Origin of the sequence: Gordonia insulae (assembly GCF_003855095.1) — a bacterium.
In the GTDB taxonomy this organism is placed as follows: domain Bacteria; phylum Actinomycetota; class Actinomycetes; order Mycobacteriales; family Mycobacteriaceae; genus Gordonia; species Gordonia insulae.
In genome coordinates, this window is record NZ_CP033972.1 from 4,855,124 (window position 1) to 4,875,708 (window position 20,585).

Consider the following 20,585-nt stretch of genomic DNA (forward strand, 5'->3'; position numbering starts at 1 on the left):
TCACTTCCAGAACCCGATGTGTGTGCTCGCCGCCTCGTCTTCGAGATGGGGTCCGTGGACCTCGATCGCGCGCTGCCCGCGGGCGAACACCTCCCGGCACGGTAGCGCGAATGTGGGATTCTCCGGGTTGTCACCCGTGAGGTCGAGGAGTCGGGCCTCGCTGAGCGCGTAGACGACTCGGCCGATCCCGGTCCAGTAGATCGCACCTGCGCACATCGCACACGGCTCGGCGCTGGTGTACAACGTCGCCCCGGCGAGGACCTCCGGCGCGACGAGTCGCGCGGCGTGGGCTGCGGCCGACAGCTCCGCGTGCTGCGTGGGATCGCCTTCCGGCGGCCGTGAGTTGTTCATCGCGGTGCTGATCACGGTGCCGTCGGCCAGCACGACGATCGCGGCGAACGGATGGCGGCCGTCGTTCCTGGCCTCGGCGGCGAGATCGATCGCGACACGGAGATGTGCGACGTCGGCCGGCGCGAGGGCGTCCGACGATTCGATGGCCATGGTCATGGATTCTCCTGGAGTCGGGGAGCGGTGCAGGGCGAAATCGGCGTGGGCGGTGGGCAGAACCGTCATCGGACGACCTCGAGATCCTCGGTCGCCGAGTGTGACGTCGACGCCGCGTCTCGCCCGGCGGGGGTGCGGCGCAGGTTGCACACCAGGTTCAAGACCACCGCGGCCACCGTGCCGAGCAGGATTCCGCTGGACAGCACCATGCCGAGCGTGCCGTCGAACTTCTCGAAGAGCGTCGGCGCGGCCATCGGGAGGACTCCGACGCTCACCGCGACGGCGACGACCAGGCTGTTGTTGGTGCCCTCATAGCGGACTCGGGCCAGTTCCTGGATGCCCGCAGCGGTGGTCATGCCGAACATCACGATGGCCGCGCCGCCCAGCACCGACGGCGGAATCGCCGCGACGACAGCGCCCAGCTTGGGCACCAGGCCCATGAGGATCATCAGGACGCCGCCGGTGGCCACCACGAACCGGCTCCGTACCCCGGTCATGGCGATCAGTCCGGAATTCTGACTGAAGGCATTCAGGGGGAAACCGTGAAACAGTCCACCGATCGCCGTCGACAGTCCGTCGCCACGGAATGCCGACGCAAGGCGCTGCGGTGTCACCTCGGTGGAGGCCATGCGCCCGATCGCCAGCATGTTGCCGGTCGTCTCGGCCACGATGACGAACATCGCCAGGGTCATGACCAGGATCGGGATGGGCGAGAAGGCGGGCGCACCCAACTCGAACGGATTCGAGATGCCGGCCCAGGACGCGGACCCGACGTCGCCGAAGTCGGTCATCCCCGCCGACAGCGCGATCACGGTACCGACGACGAGGGCGACCAGGATCGACAGGTTCCGCCACGCGCCCCTGGTGAACGCGTACAGCGCGACGATCAGGACCACGGTCCCGGCTCCGAGCGCGAGATTCTCGGCGGACCCGAAGTCGGGGCTGTCCGCACCTCCGCCGAACCACCCGGCGGCGGCCGGCATCAGGGAGAGACCGACGATGGTGATCACACTGCCGATCACGACCGGCGGGAAGAGTCGGAGAACCTGGCCGAGCAGGGGCGCGGCGACCAGCACTATCAGGCCGGCCGCGATCACCGACCCGAAGACGTACCGGAGTCCGTAGTCCTGGCCGATCAACAGCGACGGCGCCAGCCCGATGAACGACGCCCCCTGTACCAGCGGGAACCGTGCACCGAACTTCCACAACCCGAGCGTCTGGATCAGGGTGCCGATACCCCCGACGATCAGGTTGATGTTCAGCAGGGTGATCGTCTGCGACGCCGTGAGACCCATGGTCTGCGCGAAGATCAGCGGTACGGCGATCACGCCGGCATACATCACGAGCACGTGCTGGAACCCCAGCGAGACGGACCGGGCGACCCCGACTCTCTCATCGACCGGATCGTGGGTGTCGTCAGTGGCATCGACGTCCCGGGTGCGTCGTGTGTGGGGTGGGCTCAGGGCCATGGCGGAACCTTTCAATACGGCGAATGGCGGCACGCTGTCGTGCATCGTCTTTCACGGTATTGCTATGAACAGATGGAGTTCCTCGGATGAATCCGGGAACTTCACCAGTCCGGTTCCTATGATCGTATGACTGCGGGTGCCTGACCGCGCAGTCAGCTCAACGACCCCAGCGCCTTCAACCGGCCATGCGCCTGGCTCATGATCGACTGGATCAGTTCGTCGCAGCTCGGCAGGTCGTCGATCATCCCGACCACCTGACCCGAGGCGAGGACACCGGCGTGGGTGTCGCCCTCGACGAGACCGGCGCGCAGCAGCATGGGTGTGTTGCCGGCCATGATGATCTGCTGCCAGGTGCGCTCGCCGGATTTACGCATCGAGCGGCCATCGCGCAGCATCGTGGTCCATCGCATGCCGGTCATCTGCTTGAACTCGTTGGCATTTCGGGCCGCCGCGTACAGTGCTTTGGCCCGGCTGCCGCTTTCCAGTGCTTCGACGAGCGGTGTCCGGAGAACGCGGTGGGGCATGCCGTCGACCTTCACCGAGACCACCGTGTCGCCGAGTCCACGCTGCAGGTACTCCTGCTTGACCGCGTCGGGCACCGCACTGTCGGAGGTCAGCAGGAACCGGGTGCCCATCGCGACCCCCTCTGCGCCGTACGCCAGCGCCGCGGTCAGCCCGCGGCCGTCGAAGAACCCACCCGCGGCGACCACGGGGATCCCGTTGTCGCCCAGCGCGTCCAGCACCGACGGGAGCAGCAGGGTCGTCGCGACCGGTCCGGTGTGTCCGCCGCCCTCACCGCCCTGGACGATCACCGCGTCGGCGCCCCACGAGGCCACCTTGACGGCATGTTTGGCCGCGCCGATCGACGGGATCACCACCACGCCGTGATCTTTCAGCTTGGCGATGAGGTCCTGCTTCGGGGCGAGCGCGAACGACGCGACCTTCACACCTTCGCGGATCAGCAGGTCGATCCGTTCGGGCGCGTCGGTGGCGTCGGCACGGATGTTGACGCCGAACGGCTTGTCGGTCAACGACTTCGTCTTCGCGACGGCCGCCTCGAGCTCGCCGAATGTCATCGTCGCCGACGCCAGGATGCCCAGGCCGCCCGCATTCGACGTGGCCGAGGTCAACGACGGCCCGGACACCCAGCCCATCCCGGTCTGTACGATCGGGTACTCGACGCCGACGAGTTCGGTGAACCGGGTCGAGAGCCCCGCCGCCCGTGCCGGTGCACTCATCGGACTTCCCGATTCCGGACACCCTTGGGGTCGAGCACATCTCGGATGAGTGTGAGTTCCTCGTCCGAGGGCGTGCGTGTCGCCGGAGCGGACTCGAGGTCCGCGATCTCGAAGCCGGTGTTCTCGGCGACCTCCTCGGCCGTGACCCCCGGATGCAGCGACAGCGCGCGCATCGTGTGGCCGGGTCCCTCGAAATCGAAGACGCCGAGATTGGTGACCACGCGCGGGATGTTCAGGAACCGGAACGCCGGATTCTCCGGATCGACCTTGTCGTAGCCGACGCCGGAGACGATGTCGACGTTGTCGGTGAAGACCCGCGCCGAATGCCGCGCCACCCAGTAGCTGGTCGGATGATTGATCGTGTTGCCCGGCGCGCCGCGCACGCCGAACATCTGCCGTGTCGGATGCTGCAACGGCCCGAACGCCGAGAGGTTCTGGTTTCCGTGCCGGTCGATCTGGTTGGCGCCCATGACCACATGGCGGCGACCGGAAGCGACGACGTCGAACACCTTACGGAACGGCATCCACCCCTCGATGGCACCGGATTTCCCGATCGCTGGGGTGTCCGCGAAGATCAGCGCCTCACCATCGGTGATCAGCAGATCGGGCTCGGTGGTGAGGCGGGCCAGGCGGGCACCGAGCAGCGGTGTCGGGGCCATCGGCGATGCCATGATCTCACCTGCGCCGGAGAAGATCTCGGCACAGGCGATGACGCAGTACTCGGCGCGCGTGGTGTCTGCGGAATCAACCGTGGTGGGGTCGGTCGTGCTGGTGCTCACTTCTGATCCTCCTGCTCGCCCTGCCATTCGGTGACCGCACGTTGATACGCGGCCTCGTCGACCTCGAGGAATCGTCGTGAGAACGCTGCCCACTTCTCCGGGTCCTTGGCGGATTCGACATAGAACTGCTGGAACTTCTCGTCGCGGGCGTAGTCGCCGTGGACGTTGGGGCCGCTCGCTTCGCTTGCCGTGCCGGCGAATGTGAAGTGCGCGCCGTTCGGCGTGTGCACCACCCGGTCGACGTTCATGCGGTTGAGCAACATCCGCTGGGTGGGAACGCTTTTCACCAACACCTCGGTGGACACCAACTGGTCGGTCTCCAGGTAGCGGCGTTCGGCGGCCGCGCAGTAGAGATCGTCGAAGTAGGGGTCGACACCGGTGTAGGCCGCGTTGCCGCGACTGTCGGCGAGGTCGAGGTGAACGAAGGCCGCATCGAGTTTCAGTGCGGGCATGGCGATCAGCGTCTCGGTGCGACCGTCCGCGTCGGGGTAAGGCGAGGTGACGGTCTCGAGTTCACCGTCCCAGAACGTCGGGACATCCGAACCGAGACCGGCGCGGATCGGCAGGAACGGCAACCGGGCGGCCGCCGCCTCGAGCCCGCACTTGACCATGCCCTCGTCCATCTCGCGGGCCTCGATGGCGCCGGAGGTGCGTGCGTGGGCGAACCACGGATCGTAGAACGGCGCCGAGTCCAGCGACACGAAGCCGTAGTACGCGCGACGCACCTTGCCTGCGGCACAGAGCAATCCGAGGTCGGGGCCACCGTAGGTGACCACCGTCAGATCTTTGACGTCGGAGCGGGCCAGGGCTCGCACGAGGGCCATCGGCTTGCGGCGCGACCCCCAGCCGCCGATGCCGATCGTCATGCCGTCGCGCAACTCGCCGATGACGTCGTCGAGTGAGCTGGTCTTGTCGGTCGGGGTGGGCGTCATCGGGCGCGGCCTCCGTTGGTGTCGAGTGCTTTTCCGGTCGAGACGAAGGCGTCCCGGTGTTCGTCGGCCACCCCGGCGAGGTTGAGCTCGAAGGTGAAGCCCTGCTCGAGGCGGTAGCTGCCCTTGACGTCGACCGGGTCGATCAGATTGATGGCCTCTTTGGCGGCCCGGATGACCCGCGTGTCCTTGGCCGCGATCTTCTCCGCGACCTCCAGTGCCGTATCGAGGAGTTGCTCGCGCGGCACCACTCGGTACACCGAGCCGAAATGTTCGAGTTGTTGGGCGGTGACGTTCTGCGCGGTGTAGTACAGGGTCCGCATCATGTGCTGCGGGACCAGCCGCGCCAGATGCGTGGCCGCGCCCAGCGCGCCACGATCGACCTCGGGCAGCCCGAACACCGCGTCGTCGGAGGCGACGATGACATCGGCGTTGCCGACCAGGCCGATGCCTCCGCCGACGCAGAAGCCGTTGACCGCGACGATCACCGGGACCGCACAGTCGTAGACCGCGGAGAACGCCGCAGCACACCCCCGGTTGGCGCCGATCAGGGCGTCGAATCCGTCGGTCGCCTGCATCTCCTTGATGTCGACGCCGGCGTTGAACCCGCGCCCCTCGGCTCGCAGGATCACGACGTGGGTGGCCAGATCCGCGCCTGCCGTGGTGATCGCGTCGGCCAACTCGAACCAGGCTGCCGACGGCAGGGCGTTGACCGGGGGATAGTCGACGGTCACCGTCGCTATTCCGCTCTCGGTGCGTGTCGTGGTGATCGGCACACCGGCTCCTCTCAAAGGACTGGAATCCAACCAAGCAAGTGCTTGGTTGTTTGGTAGGGTAGCACCCATGAACGCGCAGTCACAGGCCGTGGGCCGGGCCGGGGATGCAGGTCATGGCCTCGACCTGGGCCTGGACAAGAAGGTGGTGCTGGTGACCGGCGGGACGCGTGGTGTCGGTGCCGGCATCACGCGGGTGCTCGCCGGTCTCGGCGCTGTCCCGGTGGTGTGTGGACGTCATCCGGGCGAGGATGCCGACGTCGAGTTCGTCGCCTGTGATGTGCGGGATGCGGACGCGGTGGAGGAGATGGTGCAAGGCATCGCCGAGTCACACGGCCGTCTCGACGGCGTCGTCAACAATGCGGGCGGTTCTCCGTTCGCGTTGGCGGCCGATGCGTCACCGCGGTTCACCGGCAAGATCGTCGAACTCAATCTGTTGGCGCCGATGACCGTGGCGCGCGCGGCCAATGCGGTGATGCAGCAGCAGGATTCCGGTGGTGCGATCGTCAACGTGTCCAGCGTGAGTGGGCACCGGCCATCACCGGGAACATCGGCGTACGGGGCGGCCAAGGCCGGTCTGGACAATGCGATGACCTCGCTCGCGATCGAGTGGGCGCCACGGGTCCGGGTCAACTCGGTGGTGTGCGGGGCGGTGCTGACCGAACAGGCCCATCTGCACCTCGGCGACGACGACGGTGTGGCGGCCGTCGGCGCGACCATCCCGATGGGTCGGCTGGCGATGCCGGAGGACGTCGGCAACGCGGTGGCCTTCCTGATGAGTCCGCTGGCGGGCTACATCACCGGTTCCACGCTCACCGTGCACGGAGGCGGGGAGAAGCCGGCATTCCTGGCCGTCGCCACGGCCGACAACAAGATGTGACCAGCCGCCGGTCGCCGGGCGGTGACCGATCGACCAGAAGTGACCGATCGACCAGAGGGGAAAGTGTTGTCTGACAAGCTGAATGAGGATCGTGTCGCCATCGTGACCGGGGCCGGTCAAGGGATCGGGCGCGCACACGCGCTCGCGTTCGCTGCCGACGGGGCGAAGGTCGCGGTCAACGATTTCGATGCGAACGCCGCGCACGCCGTGGCCGACGAGATCACCGCGGCCGGCGGGCAGGCCATCGCGGTCGTCTCCGACGTCGCCGACTGGGCCGCCGGGGCGGCGATGATCGACACCGTGGTCAGCGAACTCGGTGGCCTCGACATCGTGGTGAACAACGCCGGTTTCGTACGTGACCGGATGCTCGTCGCGATGTCCGAGGACGAGTGGGATGCGGTGGTACGAGTGCACCTCAAGGGGCACTTCGTGACGTTGCACCACGCCGCCGCCTACTGGCGCGCGCAGTCCAAGGCGGGGAACCAGCCGGTGGCCCGGATCATCAACACGTCGTCGGGAGCGGGTCTCTTCGGATCGGTCGGACAGGGCAATTACGTTGCCGCCAAAGCCGGTATCACCGCCTTGACCATCCAGGCCGCCGCGGAACTCGGTGGTTACGGCGTCACCGCGAACGCGATCGCACCGTCGGCGCGTACCCAGATGACGATGGGTGCAGGCGACGCCATGGCGGCACAGATGGCGGCCCCGGCGGACGGCTCCTTCGATGCGATGGACCCGGCGAACATCTCGCCGCTGGTGGTCTGGCTCGGCTCGCCGGAGTCGTCGGGGGTCACCGGGCGGGTCTTCGAGGTCGAGGGCGGCAAGGTGACGGTGATCGACGGCAGCCAGCGCAGCGCCGAGCAGGACAAGGGATCACGCTGGGCGCCGGGCGAATTGGGGCCGGTCGTCGAGGAGATCCTGGCCAAGTCGCCGGTGCCGGTGCCGGTCTACGGCGCGCGGTAGACGTGACACCGACCGTCGATCCCGAACGGGCCGCGCGCCGCATCGCGGCCGCACGAGCTTACGTGGACGCACTGGTCAGTCACGATCCGTCGCGGGTGTCCCTGCATCCGGAGTGCACACGCACCGAACTGGGCCTGCGAACCGGCCGCAGCGGGGCGCACATCTCCCGCGGTCTGCTGCGCGCGCCGCAGTTCCGGTTGATCCATCGGATCAGCGATTTCACCGCCGAGGTGGACGGACACACTGTCTCGACGCGCTTCTGGGTGCACGTCCGGCCGAAGGCCTTGGGCCTGGCCGCGCAGGTCACCGAGACGTTCGTGGTCGACGAGGACTACCGGATCCGCAAGATCGTGGCCCGGTTCGGGGTGCCCCGGCGGAAAGGCTGACGGTCCGACTGGATCTCGATCGCCGCGCTACGAACTCGGCGCGCGGACCACCATCGGCACACCCGGGAAGTCGGCGGCCATCTCGGACCGTGATTTCCGCAGTGCGGCGGTCCCGTAACCCTTCTTGCGATGATCCGGGTGGATCCAGATGCGCACGTCCACCTCGCCGTTCACGAGTTCGCCGAACACGATGCCGACCTTGGTGGTGCCCTCGAGGGCCACGAGCCACACAGCGTCTTCGTTGTGGACCCGCTCGGTGGCCTTGGCGATCTCGTCGGACAGTTCGCCCGCCGGGCTGCCCGATCCGTCGCCGGCGACCTTCAGCTCCTCGGTCCGGGCCGCGAAGAGGTCCGCGTCCTCGCCGGCGGCGAACGGACGCAGATCCAGGCTGTCCCCACTGCTGGCCGGACGCTCCGCCAGGGTGAAGGTCAGCGCACTGTTGAGATCGTCGAGCTCGGCCTGATTCTTGCGGCGCTCGTCCTTGGTGAGTTGGTCCAGGGACATGCCCAGGACGGCCTCGGCGCCGAGCGTTGACTTGCCGAGCAGGGTCGCGATCGCCTCGACCGCCTCGGCACGGTTCTCGGCGTCGACGATGGCGTCGAGGACTTCGTGGCGCCGCTCGAGAGCGGTGAGCAGGGCGTCGGTGATGTCGCGGCGGGTGGTCGCCAGATCCAGATCGGTCATGGTTCCGGATTCTAGTTCAGCCGTCGGGGTCATGTGGTGGTGACGGCCGGGCGTCGTCCAAAGAACTGAAACGTGTTCTACAGATGATCTGATGCGTCGAAATCGGTCGAATCGGCATGTCATGGCGGAATCAACCACCCCGGTTCTTCCCTAAGTCTGTAACACGTCCTAGTCTTGGTGACCATGACTGATGTTCAGGACGCGACGACCGATTTCGACCACCTGCGGGGTGGCACCCACCTCGGCGACCTCCTGGTCGCCGCGCTGCGCCGTCATGCCGACCGCAAGGTGCTCTTCCTCGGTGACACCGAACTCACCGGGCGCGAGATGGCCGACGCGGTCAGCCGGTATCAGCAGGCGTTCGAATCGCTCGGCGCGGGGACCGGGGCCACCGTCGGATTGCTGGCGCTCAACCGTCCCGAGGTCTTGCTGGTGATCGGCGCCGGGCAGACGCAGGGTTGGCGCCGGACCGCGCTGCATCCGCTCGGCTCGCTCGACGATCACGCCTACGTTCTCTCCGACGCCGGGGTGACCACCCTCGTCATCGACCCCGTCCCGATGTTCGTGGAACGAGCTGTCGCACTGGTCGAGCGCGTCGAGAGCCTCAAACAGGTGCTGACGCTCGGGCCGGTGCCCGAGGAACTCGCCGCCTACGGGCGCGATGTCATCGCGGAGGCGGAGAACTATCAGCCCAAGCCGTTGGCCGCGGCCGACCTGCCACCCGAGCACGTGGTGTCGATCACCTACACCGGCGGCACCACCGGTAAACCCAAGGGTGTCATCGGGACCGCGCGCGCGATGTCGACGATGACGCAGATCCAGCTCTCCGAATGGGAGTGGCCGGAGAATCCGCGCTTCCTGATGTGCACGCCCCTCTCACATGCAGGCGCAGCGTTCTTCGTGCCGACGCTCATCAAGGGCGGTTCGATGGTCGTCATGGCCAAGTTCGATCCCGCCGAGGTGCTGCGTGTCATCGAGGAGGAGCGCATCACCGCGACGATGCTTGTGCCGTCGATGCTCTATGCGCTGATGGATCATCCGGACTCCCGCACCCGGGACCTGTCGTCCCTGGAGACCGTGTATTACGGTGCGTCACCGATCAATCCGGTCCGTCTCGCCGAGGCGATCGAGCGTTTCGGCCCGATCTTCGCGCAGTACTACGGGCAGTCCGAGGCGCCGATGGTGATCAGCTACCTCGCCAAGAACGACCATCCGAAGCCCGGCGAGGATCCGCGCCGGCTGAGTAGTTGTGGTCGGCCGTCGGCATTCCTGCGGACCGCATTGCTCGGACCCGACGACAAGCCCGTCGCGCAGGGCGAGCCCGGCGAGATCTGCGTGGCCGGTCCGCTGCTCGCCGGCGGATACTGGGGCCTGCCGGAGCAGACCGCCGACACGTTCCGCGACGGCTGGCTACGCACCGGTGACGTCGCCCGCGAGGACTCCGACGGCTTCTGGTACATCGTTGATCGCACCAAGGACATGATCGTCACCGGTGGGTTCAACGTCTTCCCGCGCGAGGTGGAAGACGTTGTCGCCGAACATCCCTCGGTCGGTCAGGTCGGGGTCATCGGCGTCCCCGACGACAAGTGGGGAGAGGCGGTGACCGCGGTCGTCGTGCTCCGCGGGGACGCCGACCAGAGCGACGAGGCCAAGGCGCGGATCACCGCCGACATCCAGGAGGCGGTCAAGGATCGCAAGGGTGCCGTGCAGTCGCCGAAGCAGGTCATCTTTGCCGAGTCGCTCCCGCTGACCGGGTTGGGCAAGCCGGACAAGAAGGCGCTGCGGGCGCAGTTCTGGGAGAGCGCCGGTCGCGGGGTGGGCTGAGCCGGGCGCGGAGCGGTCTCGATACGCCGGCTCGTTCCTCGCCGGCTACTCGACCAGCGGGTCACCACCGCAGGTCGAGTATCCGCCGAGGCGCCAGCCGAGGTGGTGTATCGAGACCACCGAACGCGGTAACACCACTCGACCAACGGTCAGGTGGTGCCGTACGCCACCCGCAGCTCCTTCACGCCGTGCAGCCAGCCCGAGCGGATGCGTTGCGGTTCGGCGATCTTCGTCATGTCCGGCACGATGTCCGCGAGCGTGTTGAACATCAGGTTCACCTCGAGTCGCGCGAGATTGGCCCCGATGCAGAAGTGGGCACCGTTCCCGCCGAAGCTCAGATGAGGGTTCGGATCGCGCATGATGTCGAAGGAGAACGGGTCGTCGAACACCGTCTCGTCGAAATTGGCCGAGCTGTAGAACAGTCCGACCCGCTGCCCGGCGGTCACGGGGACTCCCGCCACCTCCGTGTCCCGGGTGGCCGTGCGTTGGAAGCAGTGCACGGGCGTTGCCCAGCGGATGATCTCGTCCACCGCGGTCAGCGGCCGCTCCCGCCGGTAGCGCGCCCACTGGTCGGGATGATCGAGGAACGCGTTGACGCCGTGCGTGATCGCGTTACGCGTCGTCTCGTTGCCCGCGATGACGAGCAGGATGACGAAGAACCCGAACTCGATCTCGCTCAGCGCATGCCCGTCGATGTCGGCCTGGACCAAGGTCGTGACGATGTCGTCGCGGGGATTCGCGCGCCGATCCTCGGCCATCGCGTAGGCATAGGCGAGTAATTCGGCGTGCGCGGTGAACGGGTCGTATTTGCTGTCGGGGTCGGCGTCGTTGACCATCGAGTCCGCGAGATCGCATACGTACCCGCGATCTTTCGGCGGGACGCCGAGCAGGTCGAGGATCGCCTGTAGCGGAAGGTGGATGGCGATGTCGTCGACGAAATTGCCGCGGCCCTTCTCGGCCGCCGACGCGACGATCTCCCGGGCTCCGATCGCCAGCTTCTCCTCGAGGGATGACACGGCGCGTGGCGTGAACATGCGGGACACGATCTTGCGCATCCGGGTGTGCTCGGGCGGATCCATGTTGAGCAGGAATGCTCTCGACGCCTCCATCTCTTCCCGGGTGGCGGTGTCGGGGGCCCGCATGACTGCACCCTTGGCCCAGTTCGACCATGTCGCCGTGTCCTTCGAGATGGCCCGGATGTCGGCGTGCCGGCTGATCACCCAGAATCCTTCGTCGTCGAACAGGGCGGGCCCGATGGCCTGCCTGTTCCACCAGACCGGCGCGGTGGCCCGACGTTCGGCGAATTCCGCCAGCGGCAGCCCCCGCTCCAGCAGATCAGGATCGGTGAAGTCGATGTCCTCGAACTTGCGGGTGGCAGATGCGCTCATGGCGTCCTCGCGGTTCCAACGTCGATGTGTCTTACGTCACACGACGGTACACCGCATGCGTCAGGTGACCGGGCAACCCGAATAGCGGACGGGGAGGTCCTTGACCCCGTTGAGCCACCCCGAGCGCACCCGGCGGATCTCGCCGACCCGACCGATGTCGGGGAGTTCGTCGGCGATGGCGTTGAAGATCAGGTTCAGCTCCAGCCGGGCGAGATTGGCGCCGATGCAGAAGTGGGCACCGTTGCCGCCGAACGCGAGGTGCGGATTCGGGTCGCGGAGGATGTCGAACGAGAACGGATCGGCGAACACCTCCTCGTCGTAATTGGCCGAGCTGTAGAACAGGCCGACCCGTTCGCCCGCCGCGATGTCCACGTCGCCGACCCGCGTGTCCGACAGCGCGGTGCGTTGGAAGGCGTGGACCGGCGACGACCAGCGGAGGATCTCGTCGACGGCCGTGGCCGGCCGATCGCGCTTGTAGAGCTCCCACTGGTCGGGATTGTCGAGGAACGCATTCATGCCGTGGGTGGTGGCGTTGCGCGTGGTCTCGTTGCCCGCCGTGATCAACAGGACGACGAAGAACCCGAACTCGAGTTCGTCGAGCGCTTCACCGTCGATGTCGGCCTGCACGAGGGTGGTGACGATGTCGTCGGTCGGGTTCTTCCGGCGGTCCTCGGCCATCGCGTACGCATAGCCGAGGAGTTCGGCGTTGGCGGTCGTCGGGTCGATGGACTGATCGGGATCGTCGCTGTTGATGATCGCGTCGACCAACTCGTGGATCCGCGCCCGGTCCGGCTCCGGTACCCCGATGAGGTCCAGGATCGCTTGCAACGGAAGGTGGATGGCGACGTCGTCGACGAAGTTGCCGTCGCCCTTCTCGGCGGCGGCACGGACGATTCGGCGCGCCGACGTCGACAGGTTCTCCTCGAGGGACGCGACCGCCCGCGGGGTGAAGATGCGCGACACGATCTTGCGCAGGCGGGTGTGCTCCGGCGGATCATGATTGACCAGCAGTGCCTTGGTGAACTCGATCTGATCCGGTGTGACGTAGTCGGGCAGCCGGATGATCGCACCATTCGCGTTCGTCGACCACAGTTGGCTGTTCTTGGAGATCTCCCGTACGTGCGCGTGCTTGGAGATCACCCAGAAGCCGCCGTCGGTGAAACCGGAGGTGCCCACGGGCTGTGCGTTCCACCAGACCGGCGCGGTCCTGCGCAACTCCGCGAACTCCCGGATCGGGATCCCCTGCTCGAGGACGTCGGGGTCGGTGAAGTCGAATCCCGGACTGAACGGACAGACGCCGGTTGCTGCGGTCATGGGGCTCCTCGGATCGACGATCGGCTGGTCCGTCACATCGTGACGGTTGTCACTACACCATACAACAATGACCGAGGCGTATGGTCAGGCGATCGGCGCCGTGCGCGAGTGCTCGCCGGTAGGCTGATGAGCCATGAGATCGGCCTGCCGGGGTGGGAGAGGTATCCGCTGATGCGCACGCACGGATGGGGCGGCCGGGTCCCCGTCAACGACGAGGAGGCCGTCGCGCGGATTCTCGCCGCGGCACGCGAGACCATCGACCGGGAGGGAGCTGGCACGGGTCTCGCCGACGTCGCGCGCACGCTGGGTGTCACTCGTCAGACCGTCTACCGGTACTTCGGGAGCACCGAGGAACTGCTCGCGGCGACCGCGTTCGACGCCGTCGGCGCCCTGCTGGATCGGATCGAGACGCGACTTCGTGGCATCACCGAGCCGGATACGGCCGTGGTCGAAGGGCTCGTCGTCTGTCTGGCGGAACTGGCCGAGGACGAATACGTCGGCCTGCTCCTGCGAGCCGATCGGCTCAGTGTCCCCGTGGTCGGGGAGATCACCTCGGAGGCGGGTCGTCAGTTCGCGCGTTCGATGGTGGACCGGATGGACGTCGACTGGGTGGGCGCCGGGTACCGGTTCGCCGAGATCGAGGACATCGTCGAAATCGTGCTCCGCACATTGCAATCGATGATCCTCGACCCCGGCGAGCCGCTGCGTTCGGCTGACGAACTGCGGGTCTTCCTGGACCGTTGGGTCGGCGCCGCGATCCGGGCGCTCCCCAGCCGGGTCAGCGCGGCTCGCAGATGACCACCGGGATCGTCCGGTCGGTCCACGCGGCGTAGGTGTCGAAGTCGGCGTACAGGTCGACGAGTTGCGGCCAGAGCTCGGCACGTTCGGCGTCCGAGGCCGTGCGGGCGACCAGGTCGTGGGTCTCGCGGCCGACCTGGATGGTGACCTCGGGTTCGGCCACGAGGTTCAGATACCACGCCGGGTTCTTCGGCAACCCGCCCTGCGAGGCCACGATGACGAACTCGTCGCCCCGACGGAGATAGATCAACGGCGCCGTGCGCGGCTCACCGGACTTGCGGCCGATGGTGGTGAGCAGCAATACCGGTACCGGCTTGCGGAAGCCGGCGCCCACGCGCCAGGTGTTGCCCAGTCGACCGCCGGAGATCCGGTAGAGCTTCGCGTTGAGGCGTGAACCCAGTTTGATCAACGACGCGACGAAGGGTGATCCCAGCTGATCCGGCCGGGCCTCCGGGTCCATGATCGGCATCAGATGCGTTCGATGATCGTGCCGGTCGCCAACGCGCCGCCGGCGCACATGGTGATCAGCGCGGTCTGTCGGTCACTGCGCTCGAGTTCGTGCAGCGCGGTGGTGATGAGCCTGGATCCGGTGCTGCCCACGGGGTGTCCCAGTGCGATCGCGCCGCCGTTGACATTGACCTTGTCGAGGTCCGCGCCGTGCACCTTCGCCCAGCTCAGCACGACGGACGCGAACGCCTCGTTGATCTCGACGAGATCGATGTCGGACAACGCCATGCCCGACCTCGCCAGCACCCGTTCGGTGGCCTGTACCGGACCGTCGAGGTGGTAGTGGGGTTCGGCGCCGACGAGTGCCTGCGCCCGGATGCGGGCCCGCGGGGTCAGCCCCAGCGCTCGCGCCTTGGCCTCGTCCATGATGAGGACGGCCGCCGCGCCATCGGAGATCTGCGATGAGGTTCCCGCGGTGTGGATGCCGCCCTCGATGACCGGCTTGAGTCGTGCGAGCGACTCGCGACTGGTGTCGCGCAGTCCCTGATCGCGGTCGACGTCGAGGATGTTGCCGGTCAGCTCGCCTTCCTTGGTTCGCTCGGGTGCCTTGAGTGCCAACACCTCCCGATCGAACCGGCCTTCGGTCCAGGCCTGCTTGGCCAGGCGCTGGCTGCGTTCGCCGAGCCACTCCACATCGTCACGGGTGATTCCGCGCCGGCGCGCGATCCGTTCGGCCGCCTCGAACTGATTCGGCATGTCGACGTCCCACGAGTCCGCGTGGTAGGGACCGGCCTCGGTGCCGACGTTCGCCCCGAGGGCGACCTGGGACATCAACTCGATGCCGCAGGCGATGCCGGTGTCGATGGTGTCCGTCGCGATGAGCCCGGCGATGAGGTGGTTGGCCTGCTGCGCCGAGCCGCATTGGCAGTCGATCGTCGTCGCCCCCGCCTGTTCGGGGAGTCCGGCCGACAACCATGCCTTGCGGGTGATGTTGCCGGCCTGGGCGCCGGCCTGGGTGACGCATCCGCCGATCACCTGCTCGACGATGCCGGGGTCGATGCCCGCCTTCTCGATGAGGCCGCGCTGGGCCAGACCCAGGAGTTCTTCTGCGTGCAGTCCCGACAACCACCCGGCCCGCTTGCCGATCGGCGTCCGCGCCGCCTCCACGATCACCGGCACACCCATGCCCAACTCCTCTACGTTCTGGTCATCTCGTCCCCTTCAAACTAGAACAAGTTCTCATTCGCGTCCATGCCGTGTCGGGGCGTCGCGCGTCGCGCTGGGCAGAACTCGTTCCGGCGACAGGGCGACACACCGCGAGTGTGGCCCGCGGCGGACGGTTGGTATCGTCGACCGGCCACTCCGGGGTGGATGTCGCAACGAACATTGACAGCGTTTGCCCACTTCGACGGCGTGCCGAGCGAGCAAAACTAGAACAAGTTCTCGTCTGGGACTGTCATTCGGATCACAATGTGCTCTAATGAGATTGAAACAGGTTCTAATCTCACAGCGAGGTGGTGTGACGTGACCCAGGCTCAGGGTGCGCCAGCCGGCGCCGATATCGGGGGCGCTGCGGCGAATTGTTCGTTCATGGAGCAGGAGGGCTGGGATTTCACCAGTCCGGACCTGCTCGAGAAAGGGATTCCGGTAGAGGAGTTCGCGCAACTCCGCAAAACGGCACCGGTCTGGTGGAATGCCCAGCTGCCCGGCAAGGGGGGTGGGTTCCATGACGGCGGTTACTGGGTCGTCTCCAAGCACGCCCACATCCGGGAGATCTCGAAGAACAACGACGACTGGGCGACGGCGACCCACGGCGTCATCATGCGGTTCGAGGACGACATGTCCCAGGACCAGCTGGATGTCACCAAGGCTCTGCTGATCAACCACGATCCGCCGGACCACACCCGTCTGCGCAAGCTCGTCTCCAAGGCGTTCACCCCGCGCGCGGTGCATTCGCTGGAGGAGAAGCTCGACAACGCGGCCCGCACGATCGTGAGCAAGGCCGCGGAGAAGGGCACGGGCGACTTCGTCCACGACGTCGCCGTGGATCTACCGCTCCTGGCGATCGCGGATCTCCTCGGCGTGCCGGAGGAGGACCGGGGCAAGTTGTTCGACTGGTCGAACAACATGATGAACTACGACGACCCGGAGTTCGGCGAGGATCCCGCGATGGCATCCGCCGAGATCCTGGGTTACGGGTACACGATGGCCGAGGCGCGACGCACCAACCCGGTGGAGGACATCGTCTCGACCCTGGTCAACGCCGACATCGACGGGCAGTCGCTCGACGAGACCGAGTTCGGCTTCTTCTTCATCCTGCTGACCGTCGCGGGTAACGAGACCACCCGCAACGCGATCAGCCACGGCATGAACGCCTTCCTCGAGCACCCCGATCAGTGGGAGCTGTTCAAGAAGGAACGTCCCGCGACGGCCGTCGACGAGATCGTCCGATGGGCGACTCCCGTCAACGCGTTCCAGCGCACCGCGAAGCGCGACACCCAGATCGGTGGGATCGACATCAAGGAGGGCGAGCGCGTCGGCATGTTCTACGGCTCGGCCAACTACGACGAGGACGTGTTCGACGATCCGTTCTCGTTCAACATCCTGCGTGATCCGAACCCCCACGTGGGATTCGGCGGCAACGGTGCGCACTTCTGCATCGGTGCGAATCTCGCACGCATGGAGATCAACCTGATGTTCAACGCGCTGGCCGACCTCGTTCCGGACATCAGCCGACTGCAAGCCCCGCGCCGCCTCCGCCACGGATGGATCAACGGCGTCAAGGAGCTCCAGGTCGACTACGGCACCAAATGACCGCGCAGGACACGGGTCTCGGCAGTGATTCGCCCGCGTACCTGAACATCGACCGGGAGAACCATCCCGCGGTGGTCGCGGGTCGTCTCTCCCGGGAGTTCGTCGCCGCGCGGGACAAGCAGGCGTGGGTGGAGAATTTTGCCGTCGAGGGGTCGGTGGAGGATCCGGTCGGGCCGTCGATGTTCGACCCCGAGGGCAAGGGATTCCACGGTCACCAGGAGATCGCGGAGTTCTGGGACAAGTCGATCGGCACCACGGAGAGCATCGAGTTCGTCTTCGGCGACGAGATCATCTGCGGCAACGAGGTCGCCTACGTCGGCAAGATCGTCACACACATCGCGGGTCACATCTCCGAGGCGCACGGGGTGTTCACCTACCGTGCGGATGCCGACGGGAAGCTGAGTGCGTTGCGCGCGTTCTGGGAGGTCGAGAAGACCATCAGGACCGTCCGGCCGGCCTGAGAAGTCCATCACGAATCCACCCCATCTCTTGTCAAGCACCTCGTTTCGGACGAAGGTGAGTGGCGAGAGGTGGGGTGGACGCATTTCTCCCCACGCCGCAGCTGCAAAGGTGGAGCATATGCGTGCGATAGAGCGAATTCGCAACTACAGCAAGGCTTTCGGCGCGTCCAAGCGGAACCGTAACGACCTGACGGCGTGGATGGTGCGGCGGCCGCAGTTGCTCGCGGCGACCGGGGCGTACGAGTCCGCGTTGCTGTTCAGCAACGCGCTCGACCCCAAGCTCAAAGAGCTGGCGGAATTGAAGGCCGCCGGCCTGGTGAGTTGCGAGTTCTGCCTCGACATCGGATCGGCCCTGGCGCGCGGGGCGGGGATCACCGAGCAGCAGATCCGCGACCTCCCGCGATACCGGGACAGTGACGCGTACACGGACCTGGAGAAACTCGTCATCGGCTACGCCGAGGCGATGACCAGCACGCCGGCGGTCGGAGATGATCTGGGCGAGCTGCGTGCCCGACTGTCGGAGCAGTTGTCCAGGAGTCAGATCGCCGAACTGGCGGCGACCATCGCGTGGGAGAACCAGCGCGCCCGGCTCAACCAGTCGCTCGGTGTCCGTCCCACCGGCATGTCCGATGGTGAGGCGTGCGCGTTGCCGGAACCGAAACCGCCGACCGGGTAGTTACCCGGTCGGCGGTCGCGGAGAAGCATGTCAGGCTAGTGGAGCGGTTTGTCGGCGCCCACCAGCCACATCGAGAAGTACTGTGAGCCACCGCCATACGCGTGGCCCAAGGCCTTTCGGGCGTCCGGGACCTGATGTTCGCCCGCCTTGTTCATCACCTGGATCGCCGCCTCGGCGAAACGGATCATGCCCGACGCGCCGATGGGGTTCGACGACAGCACGCCACCGGATGCGTTGACGGGCAGCTTTCCACCGATCTCGGTCTCACCCGCCTCGGTGAGCTTCCAGCCCTGACCCTCGGGAACGAAGCCGAGGTTCTCCAGCCACATCGGTTCGAACCAGGAGAACGGCACGTAGATCTCGGCAGCGTCGATCTCCTCGAGTGGGTTGCTGATGCCCCCGGCCTTCCACAGCGCGGCCGCGGCATCGCGACCGGCCTGCGGACTCACCACATTGCGGTGGGCGTACGACAGCGGTTCGGTGCGCATCGCCGTCGCGTGAATCCAGGCGACCGGATCACCGGCGGTGACCGCAGCGTCGGCGGCCTGCTCGTCGCCGATCACCACGGCACACGCACCGTCCGAGGAAGGGCAGGTCTCGTCGTAACGGATGGGGTCCCACAGCATCTGGGACTCCATCACCTTCTCCTTGGTGATGTCCGGTTGATGCAGGTGGGCCAGGGGATTCTTGGCGCCGTTGCGCCGATCCTTGGCGGCGACGATCGCACCGATGTGCGAGGGCGCGCCGGACTGACGGATGTAGGAGCGCACGTGCGGCGCGAAGAACCCACCCGCACCCGCGCCCACCGGCTTCGTGAACGGAACCGGAATCGACAATGCCCACATGGCATTCGATTCGGACTGCTTCTCCCACGCGACCGCGAGCACCCTTCGATGGACGCCGGCGAACACCAGTGACGCGGCGACATTCGCGGTGGAGCCACCCACCGACCCGGCGGTGTGTACGCGGATCATCCGCTTGCCGACCGCCCCGAGTGCCTCGGCCATCGCCAGCTCGGGCATCATCGAGCCCTCGAACAGGTCTGGTGCCTTGCCGACGACGATCGCGTCGATGTCGTCGATGGAGACCTTCGCATCGGCCAACGCGGCATCGATGGCCTCGCGGCACATCCCGGCCATCGTTACGTCGTGGCGCTTGGCGACGTACTTCGTCTGGCCGGTGCCGAGGACCGCCGCGCGATTGTTGTGTGCCATCAGTTCTCGTCTCCTGCCAAGGTGACCACCATGTTCTGTTGCAGCAGTGGGCCGCTCGTCGCGTGCGCCAGTGCCGTGCCGGCGTTGCCGGTGAGGATCTCGTGGGCCGCATAGCCGACCCGCTGCAGACCTGCGGAGAACAGCGAGTTGCCGGCCAGTGACCCGCCGGACGGGTTGATCCGCACGGAATCCGGGAGCTCGAGCGCGTTCCGGATGATCAGCTCCTGATGGGTGAACGCCGCGTTGATCTCCGCGACGTCGACGGCACGGCTGCGATCACCGAACGCCGTGCGGCCGGCGAGCGCGGTCGACGGCGACACCGTCAGATCGCGGGCCCCGAAGTTCGGTGTGTCGATCCGATGATCCCAACCGGTCACGAACGCCGGATTCGCGACGAGTTCGCGGGCGCGTCGTTCACTCGCGATGATGACCGCTGCGGCGGCGTCGGTGTACGGCGCGATGTCATGGGCGCGCAGCGGATTCGCGACATAATCGGCGGCGAGCAGATCGTCGGGCGAGGCGCCGGTGGTGCGGGCCGCGACCGCGGCCATGTCGGCCTCGGTCCAGGTACCCGCGTCGAGACCGGCTCGCGCCTGCAGGGCGCCGAGTGACCGCGCGTCGGGCCACAGCGGTCCGACGGTGTACGGGTCGGTCTGCAGTGCGAGGGTCTGGTCCATGTTGCCGGCGGTCGACTTGCCGAAGCCGTACGCGAGTGCGAGATCGACCTCGCCCGTGGCGATCTTCACCCACGCCTCGTACAGCGCCCACGCGCCGTCCATCTCGACATGCGATTCGTTGATCGGCGGCATGGCGCCGATGGAGTCGATCGCCGAGATGAACGAGAATGCTCGTCCCGCAAGGTAATCGGACGATCCGCTACACCAGAAGTCGATGTCGGTGCGCGAGATGCCCAGATCTGCGTAGAGCTTCTGGAAGCAGGGAATCAACATCTCGACACCGTTGGTGGTGCCGTGGGTCCCGACGACATTCGGGCTGTGTGCGAACCCGATGATCGCAATCCGGGGGAGTGTCACAAGTGCTCCT

General features: G+C 66.7%; 21 protein-coding genes. 8 read left to right on the top strand and 13 right to left on the bottom strand.

Annotated features, from left to right (window positions below; all coding sequences use genetic code 11):
• From D7316_RS22140 to echA20, 6 genes are all read right to left on the bottom strand, one after another.
• The gene (locus D7316_RS22140; protein WP_232017023.1) at nucleotides 1-573 is read right to left on the bottom strand and encodes a nucleoside deaminase; all 573 of its coding nucleotides are present in this window, start codon (nucleotides 571-573) and stop codon (nucleotides 1-3) included.
• On the bottom strand, nucleotides 570-1,973 hold the full coding sequence (locus D7316_RS22145) for a nucleobase:cation symporter-2 family protein (RefSeq protein WP_124710181.1): 1,404 nt from the start codon (nucleotides 1,971-1,973) through the stop codon (nucleotides 570-572). Before D7316_RS22145 ends, D7316_RS22140 begins: the two co-directional genes overlap by 4 nt.
• A gap of 152 nt (nucleotides 1,974-2,125) precedes the next feature.
• Nucleotides 2,126-3,211 (bottom strand): NAD(P)H-dependent flavin oxidoreductase, encoded by a 1,086-nt coding sequence (locus D7316_RS22150; protein WP_124710182.1) that lies wholly within the window; start codon nucleotides 3,209-3,211, stop codon nucleotides 2,126-2,128.
• A complete protein-coding gene (locus tag D7316_RS22155) occupies nucleotides 3,208-4,017 on the bottom strand; it encodes a CoA-transferase subunit beta (protein ID WP_124710183.1) in 810 nt (269 codons plus the stop codon). The genes D7316_RS22150 and D7316_RS22155 overlap by 4 nt, the downstream gene beginning before the upstream one ends.
• Nucleotides 3,987-4,922, bottom strand: a complete 936-nt coding sequence (locus tag D7316_RS22160; RefSeq protein ID WP_124710184.1) for a CoA transferase subunit A — start codon at nucleotides 4,920-4,922, stop codon at nucleotides 3,987-3,989. Before D7316_RS22160 ends, D7316_RS22155 begins: the two co-directional genes overlap by 31 nt.
• The gene (gene echA20 / locus D7316_RS22165; protein ID WP_124710185.1) at nucleotides 4,919-5,695 is read right to left on the bottom strand and encodes a (7aS)-7a-methyl-1,5-dioxo-2,3,5,6,7,7a-hexahydro-1H-indene-carboxyl-CoA hydrolase; all 777 of its coding nucleotides are present in this window, start codon (nucleotides 5,693-5,695) and stop codon (nucleotides 4,919-4,921) included. Before echA20 ends, D7316_RS22160 begins: the two co-directional genes overlap by 4 nt.
• Before the next feature lie 67 nt (nucleotides 5,696-5,762).
• Here echA20 and D7316_RS22170 point away from each other — a divergent pair, with 67 nt between their 5' ends.
• From D7316_RS22170 to D7316_RS22180, 3 genes are all read left to right on the top strand, one after another.
• Complete coding sequence (locus tag D7316_RS22170) at nucleotides 5,763-6,572, top strand: SDR family oxidoreductase (protein WP_124710186.1); 810 nt, start codon at nucleotides 5,763-5,765, stop codon at nucleotides 6,570-6,572.
• Nucleotides 6,573-6,638: 66 nt separating this feature from the next.
• Nucleotides 6,639-7,535 carry an SDR family oxidoreductase gene (locus D7316_RS22175; protein WP_124710187.1) on the top strand — a complete coding sequence of 299 codons (897 nt, stop codon included), beginning with the start codon at nucleotides 6,639-6,641 and terminating at the stop codon, nucleotides 7,533-7,535.
• Between the two features lie 2 nt (nucleotides 7,536-7,537).
• A complete protein-coding gene (locus tag D7316_RS22180; RefSeq protein ID WP_124710188.1) occupies nucleotides 7,538-7,921 on the top strand; it encodes a hypothetical protein in 384 nt (127 codons plus the stop codon).
• 27 nt (nucleotides 7,922-7,948) lie between these two features.
• Here D7316_RS22180 and D7316_RS22185 read toward each other — a convergent pair whose 3' ends face one another.
• On the bottom strand, nucleotides 7,949-8,605 hold the full coding sequence (locus D7316_RS22185; protein ID WP_124710189.1) for a GNAT family N-acetyltransferase: 657 nt from the start codon (nucleotides 8,603-8,605) through the stop codon (nucleotides 7,949-7,951).
• A 183-nt stretch (nucleotides 8,606-8,788) separates the two neighbouring features.
• Here D7316_RS22185 and fadD8 point away from each other — a divergent pair, with 183 nt between their 5' ends.
• Nucleotides 8,789-10,429 (top strand): fatty-acid--CoA ligase FadD8, encoded by a 1,641-nt coding sequence (gene fadD8 / locus D7316_RS22190; RefSeq protein ID WP_124710190.1) that lies wholly within the window; start codon nucleotides 8,789-8,791, stop codon nucleotides 10,427-10,429.
• A gap of 149 nt (nucleotides 10,430-10,578) precedes the next feature.
• Here fadD8 and D7316_RS22195 read toward each other — a convergent pair whose 3' ends face one another.
• Entirely contained in the window at nucleotides 10,579-11,817 is a 1,239-nt protein-coding gene (locus tag D7316_RS22195) for a cytochrome P450 (protein WP_124710191.1), read from the bottom strand.
• A gap of 60 nt (nucleotides 11,818-11,877) precedes the next feature.
• Complete coding sequence (locus D7316_RS22200) at nucleotides 11,878-13,131, bottom strand: cytochrome P450 (protein ID WP_124710192.1); 1,254 nt, start codon at nucleotides 13,129-13,131, stop codon at nucleotides 11,878-11,880.
• 171 nt (nucleotides 13,132-13,302) lie between these two features.
• Here D7316_RS22200 and D7316_RS22205 point away from each other — a divergent pair, with 171 nt between their 5' ends.
• Nucleotides 13,303-13,929 carry a TetR/AcrR family transcriptional regulator gene (locus D7316_RS22205; protein WP_124711507.1) on the top strand — a complete coding sequence of 209 codons (627 nt, stop codon included), beginning with the start codon at nucleotides 13,303-13,305 and terminating at the stop codon, nucleotides 13,927-13,929.
• Here the strand turns inward: D7316_RS22205 and D7316_RS22210 are convergent.
• Nucleotides 13,910-14,398 carry a nitroreductase family deazaflavin-dependent oxidoreductase gene (locus D7316_RS22210; RefSeq protein WP_124710193.1) on the bottom strand — a complete coding sequence of 163 codons (489 nt, stop codon included), beginning with the start codon at nucleotides 14,396-14,398 and terminating at the stop codon, nucleotides 13,910-13,912. The genes D7316_RS22205 and D7316_RS22210 overlap by 20 nt on opposite strands.
• Nucleotides 14,398-15,561, bottom strand: coding sequence for a steroid 3-ketoacyl-CoA thiolase (locus D7316_RS22215; protein ID WP_124710194.1), 1,164 nt, complete (start codon nucleotides 15,559-15,561; stop codon nucleotides 14,398-14,400). The genes D7316_RS22210 and D7316_RS22215 overlap by 1 nt, the downstream gene beginning before the upstream one ends.
• Nucleotides 15,562-15,900: 339 nt before the next feature.
• On the opposite strand from D7316_RS22215, the gene D7316_RS22220 reads away from it, so the two are divergent.
• From D7316_RS22220 to D7316_RS22230, 3 genes are all read left to right on the top strand, one after another.
• On the top strand, nucleotides 15,901-17,190 hold the full coding sequence (locus tag D7316_RS22220) for a cytochrome P450 (protein WP_408610037.1): 1,290 nt from the start codon (nucleotides 15,901-15,903) through the stop codon (nucleotides 17,188-17,190).
• Nucleotides 17,187-17,651, top strand: coding sequence for a nuclear transport factor 2 family protein (locus D7316_RS22225; RefSeq protein ID WP_124710196.1), 465 nt, complete (start codon nucleotides 17,187-17,189; stop codon nucleotides 17,649-17,651). The genes D7316_RS22220 and D7316_RS22225 overlap by 4 nt, the downstream gene beginning before the upstream one ends.
• Nucleotides 17,652-17,769: 118 nt before the next feature.
• Nucleotides 17,770-18,327 carry a carboxymuconolactone decarboxylase family protein gene (locus tag D7316_RS22230; RefSeq protein WP_124710197.1) on the top strand — a complete coding sequence of 186 codons (558 nt, stop codon included), beginning with the start codon at nucleotides 17,770-17,772 and terminating at the stop codon, nucleotides 18,325-18,327.
• A gap of 35 nt (nucleotides 18,328-18,362) precedes the next feature.
• Here the strand turns inward: D7316_RS22230 and D7316_RS22235 are convergent, their stop codons facing one another.
• On the bottom strand, nucleotides 18,363-19,541 hold the full coding sequence (locus tag D7316_RS22235) for a thiolase domain-containing protein (RefSeq protein WP_124710198.1): 1,179 nt from the start codon (nucleotides 19,539-19,541) through the stop codon (nucleotides 18,363-18,365).
• Nucleotides 19,541-20,575: a thiolase domain-containing protein gene (locus tag D7316_RS22240; protein WP_124710199.1), complete on the bottom strand. Its 1,035-nt coding sequence runs from the start codon at nucleotides 20,573-20,575 to the stop codon at nucleotides 19,541-19,543. The genes D7316_RS22235 and D7316_RS22240 overlap by 1 nt, the downstream gene beginning before the upstream one ends.
• Between the last annotated feature and the right edge of the window lie 10 nt (nucleotides 20,576-20,585).

What these genes read in the sequence shown, in the direction of transcription:
- D7316_RS22195 (WP_124710191.1), bottom strand. Translation starts at nt 11,817, where the DNA reads ATGAGCGCATCTGCCACCCGCAAGTTCGAGGACATCGACTTCACCGAT.
- D7316_RS22235 (WP_124710198.1), bottom strand. Translation starts at nt 19,541, where the DNA reads ATGGCACACAACAATCGCGCGGCGGTCCTCGGCACCGGCCAGACGAAG.
- D7316_RS22185 (WP_124710189.1), bottom strand. Translation starts at nt 8,605, where the DNA reads ATGACCGATCTGGATCTGGCGACCACCCGCCGCGACATCACCGACGCC.
- D7316_RS22200 (WP_124710192.1), bottom strand. Translation starts at nt 13,131, where the DNA reads ATGACCGCAGCAACCGGCGTCTGTCCGTTCAGTCCGGGATTCGACTTC.
- D7316_RS22155 (WP_124710183.1), bottom strand. Translation starts at nt 4,017, where the DNA reads ATGGCAGGGCGAGCAGGAGGATCAGAAGTGAGCACCAGCACGACCGAC.
- fadD8 (WP_124710190.1), top strand. Translation starts at nt 8,789, where the DNA reads ATGACTGATGTTCAGGACGCGACGACCGATTTCGACCACCTGCGGGGT.
- D7316_RS22145 (WP_124710181.1), bottom strand. Translation starts at nt 1,973, where the DNA reads ATGGCCCTGAGCCCACCCCACACACGACGCACCCGGGACGTCGATGCC.
- D7316_RS22140 (WP_232017023.1), bottom strand. Translation starts at nt 573, where the DNA reads ATGACGGTTCTGCCCACCGCCCACGCCGATTTCGCCCTGCACCGCTCC.
- D7316_RS22150 (WP_124710182.1), bottom strand. Translation starts at nt 3,211, where the DNA reads ATGAGTGCACCGGCACGGGCGGCGGGGCTCTCGACCCGGTTCACCGAA.
- D7316_RS22160 (WP_124710184.1), bottom strand. Translation starts at nt 4,922, where the DNA reads ATGACGCCCACCCCGACCGACAAGACCAGCTCACTCGACGACGTCATC.
- D7316_RS22170 (WP_124710186.1), top strand. Translation starts at nt 5,763, where the DNA reads ATGAACGCGCAGTCACAGGCCGTGGGCCGGGCCGGGGATGCAGGTCAT.
- D7316_RS22210 (WP_124710193.1), bottom strand. Translation starts at nt 14,398, where the DNA reads ATGCCGATCATGGACCCGGAGGCCCGGCCGGATCAGCTGGGATCACCC.
- D7316_RS22205 (WP_124711507.1), top strand. Translation starts at nt 13,303, where the DNA reads ATGCGCACGCACGGATGGGGCGGCCGGGTCCCCGTCAACGACGAGGAG.
- D7316_RS22230 (WP_124710197.1), top strand. Translation starts at nt 17,770, where the DNA reads ATGCGTGCGATAGAGCGAATTCGCAACTACAGCAAGGCTTTCGGCGCG.
- D7316_RS22215 (WP_124710194.1), bottom strand. Translation starts at nt 15,561, where the DNA reads ATGGGTGTGCCGGTGATCGTGGAGGCGGCGCGGACGCCGATCGGCAAG.
- D7316_RS22225 (WP_124710196.1), top strand. Translation starts at nt 17,187, where the DNA reads ATGACCGCGCAGGACACGGGTCTCGGCAGTGATTCGCCCGCGTACCTG.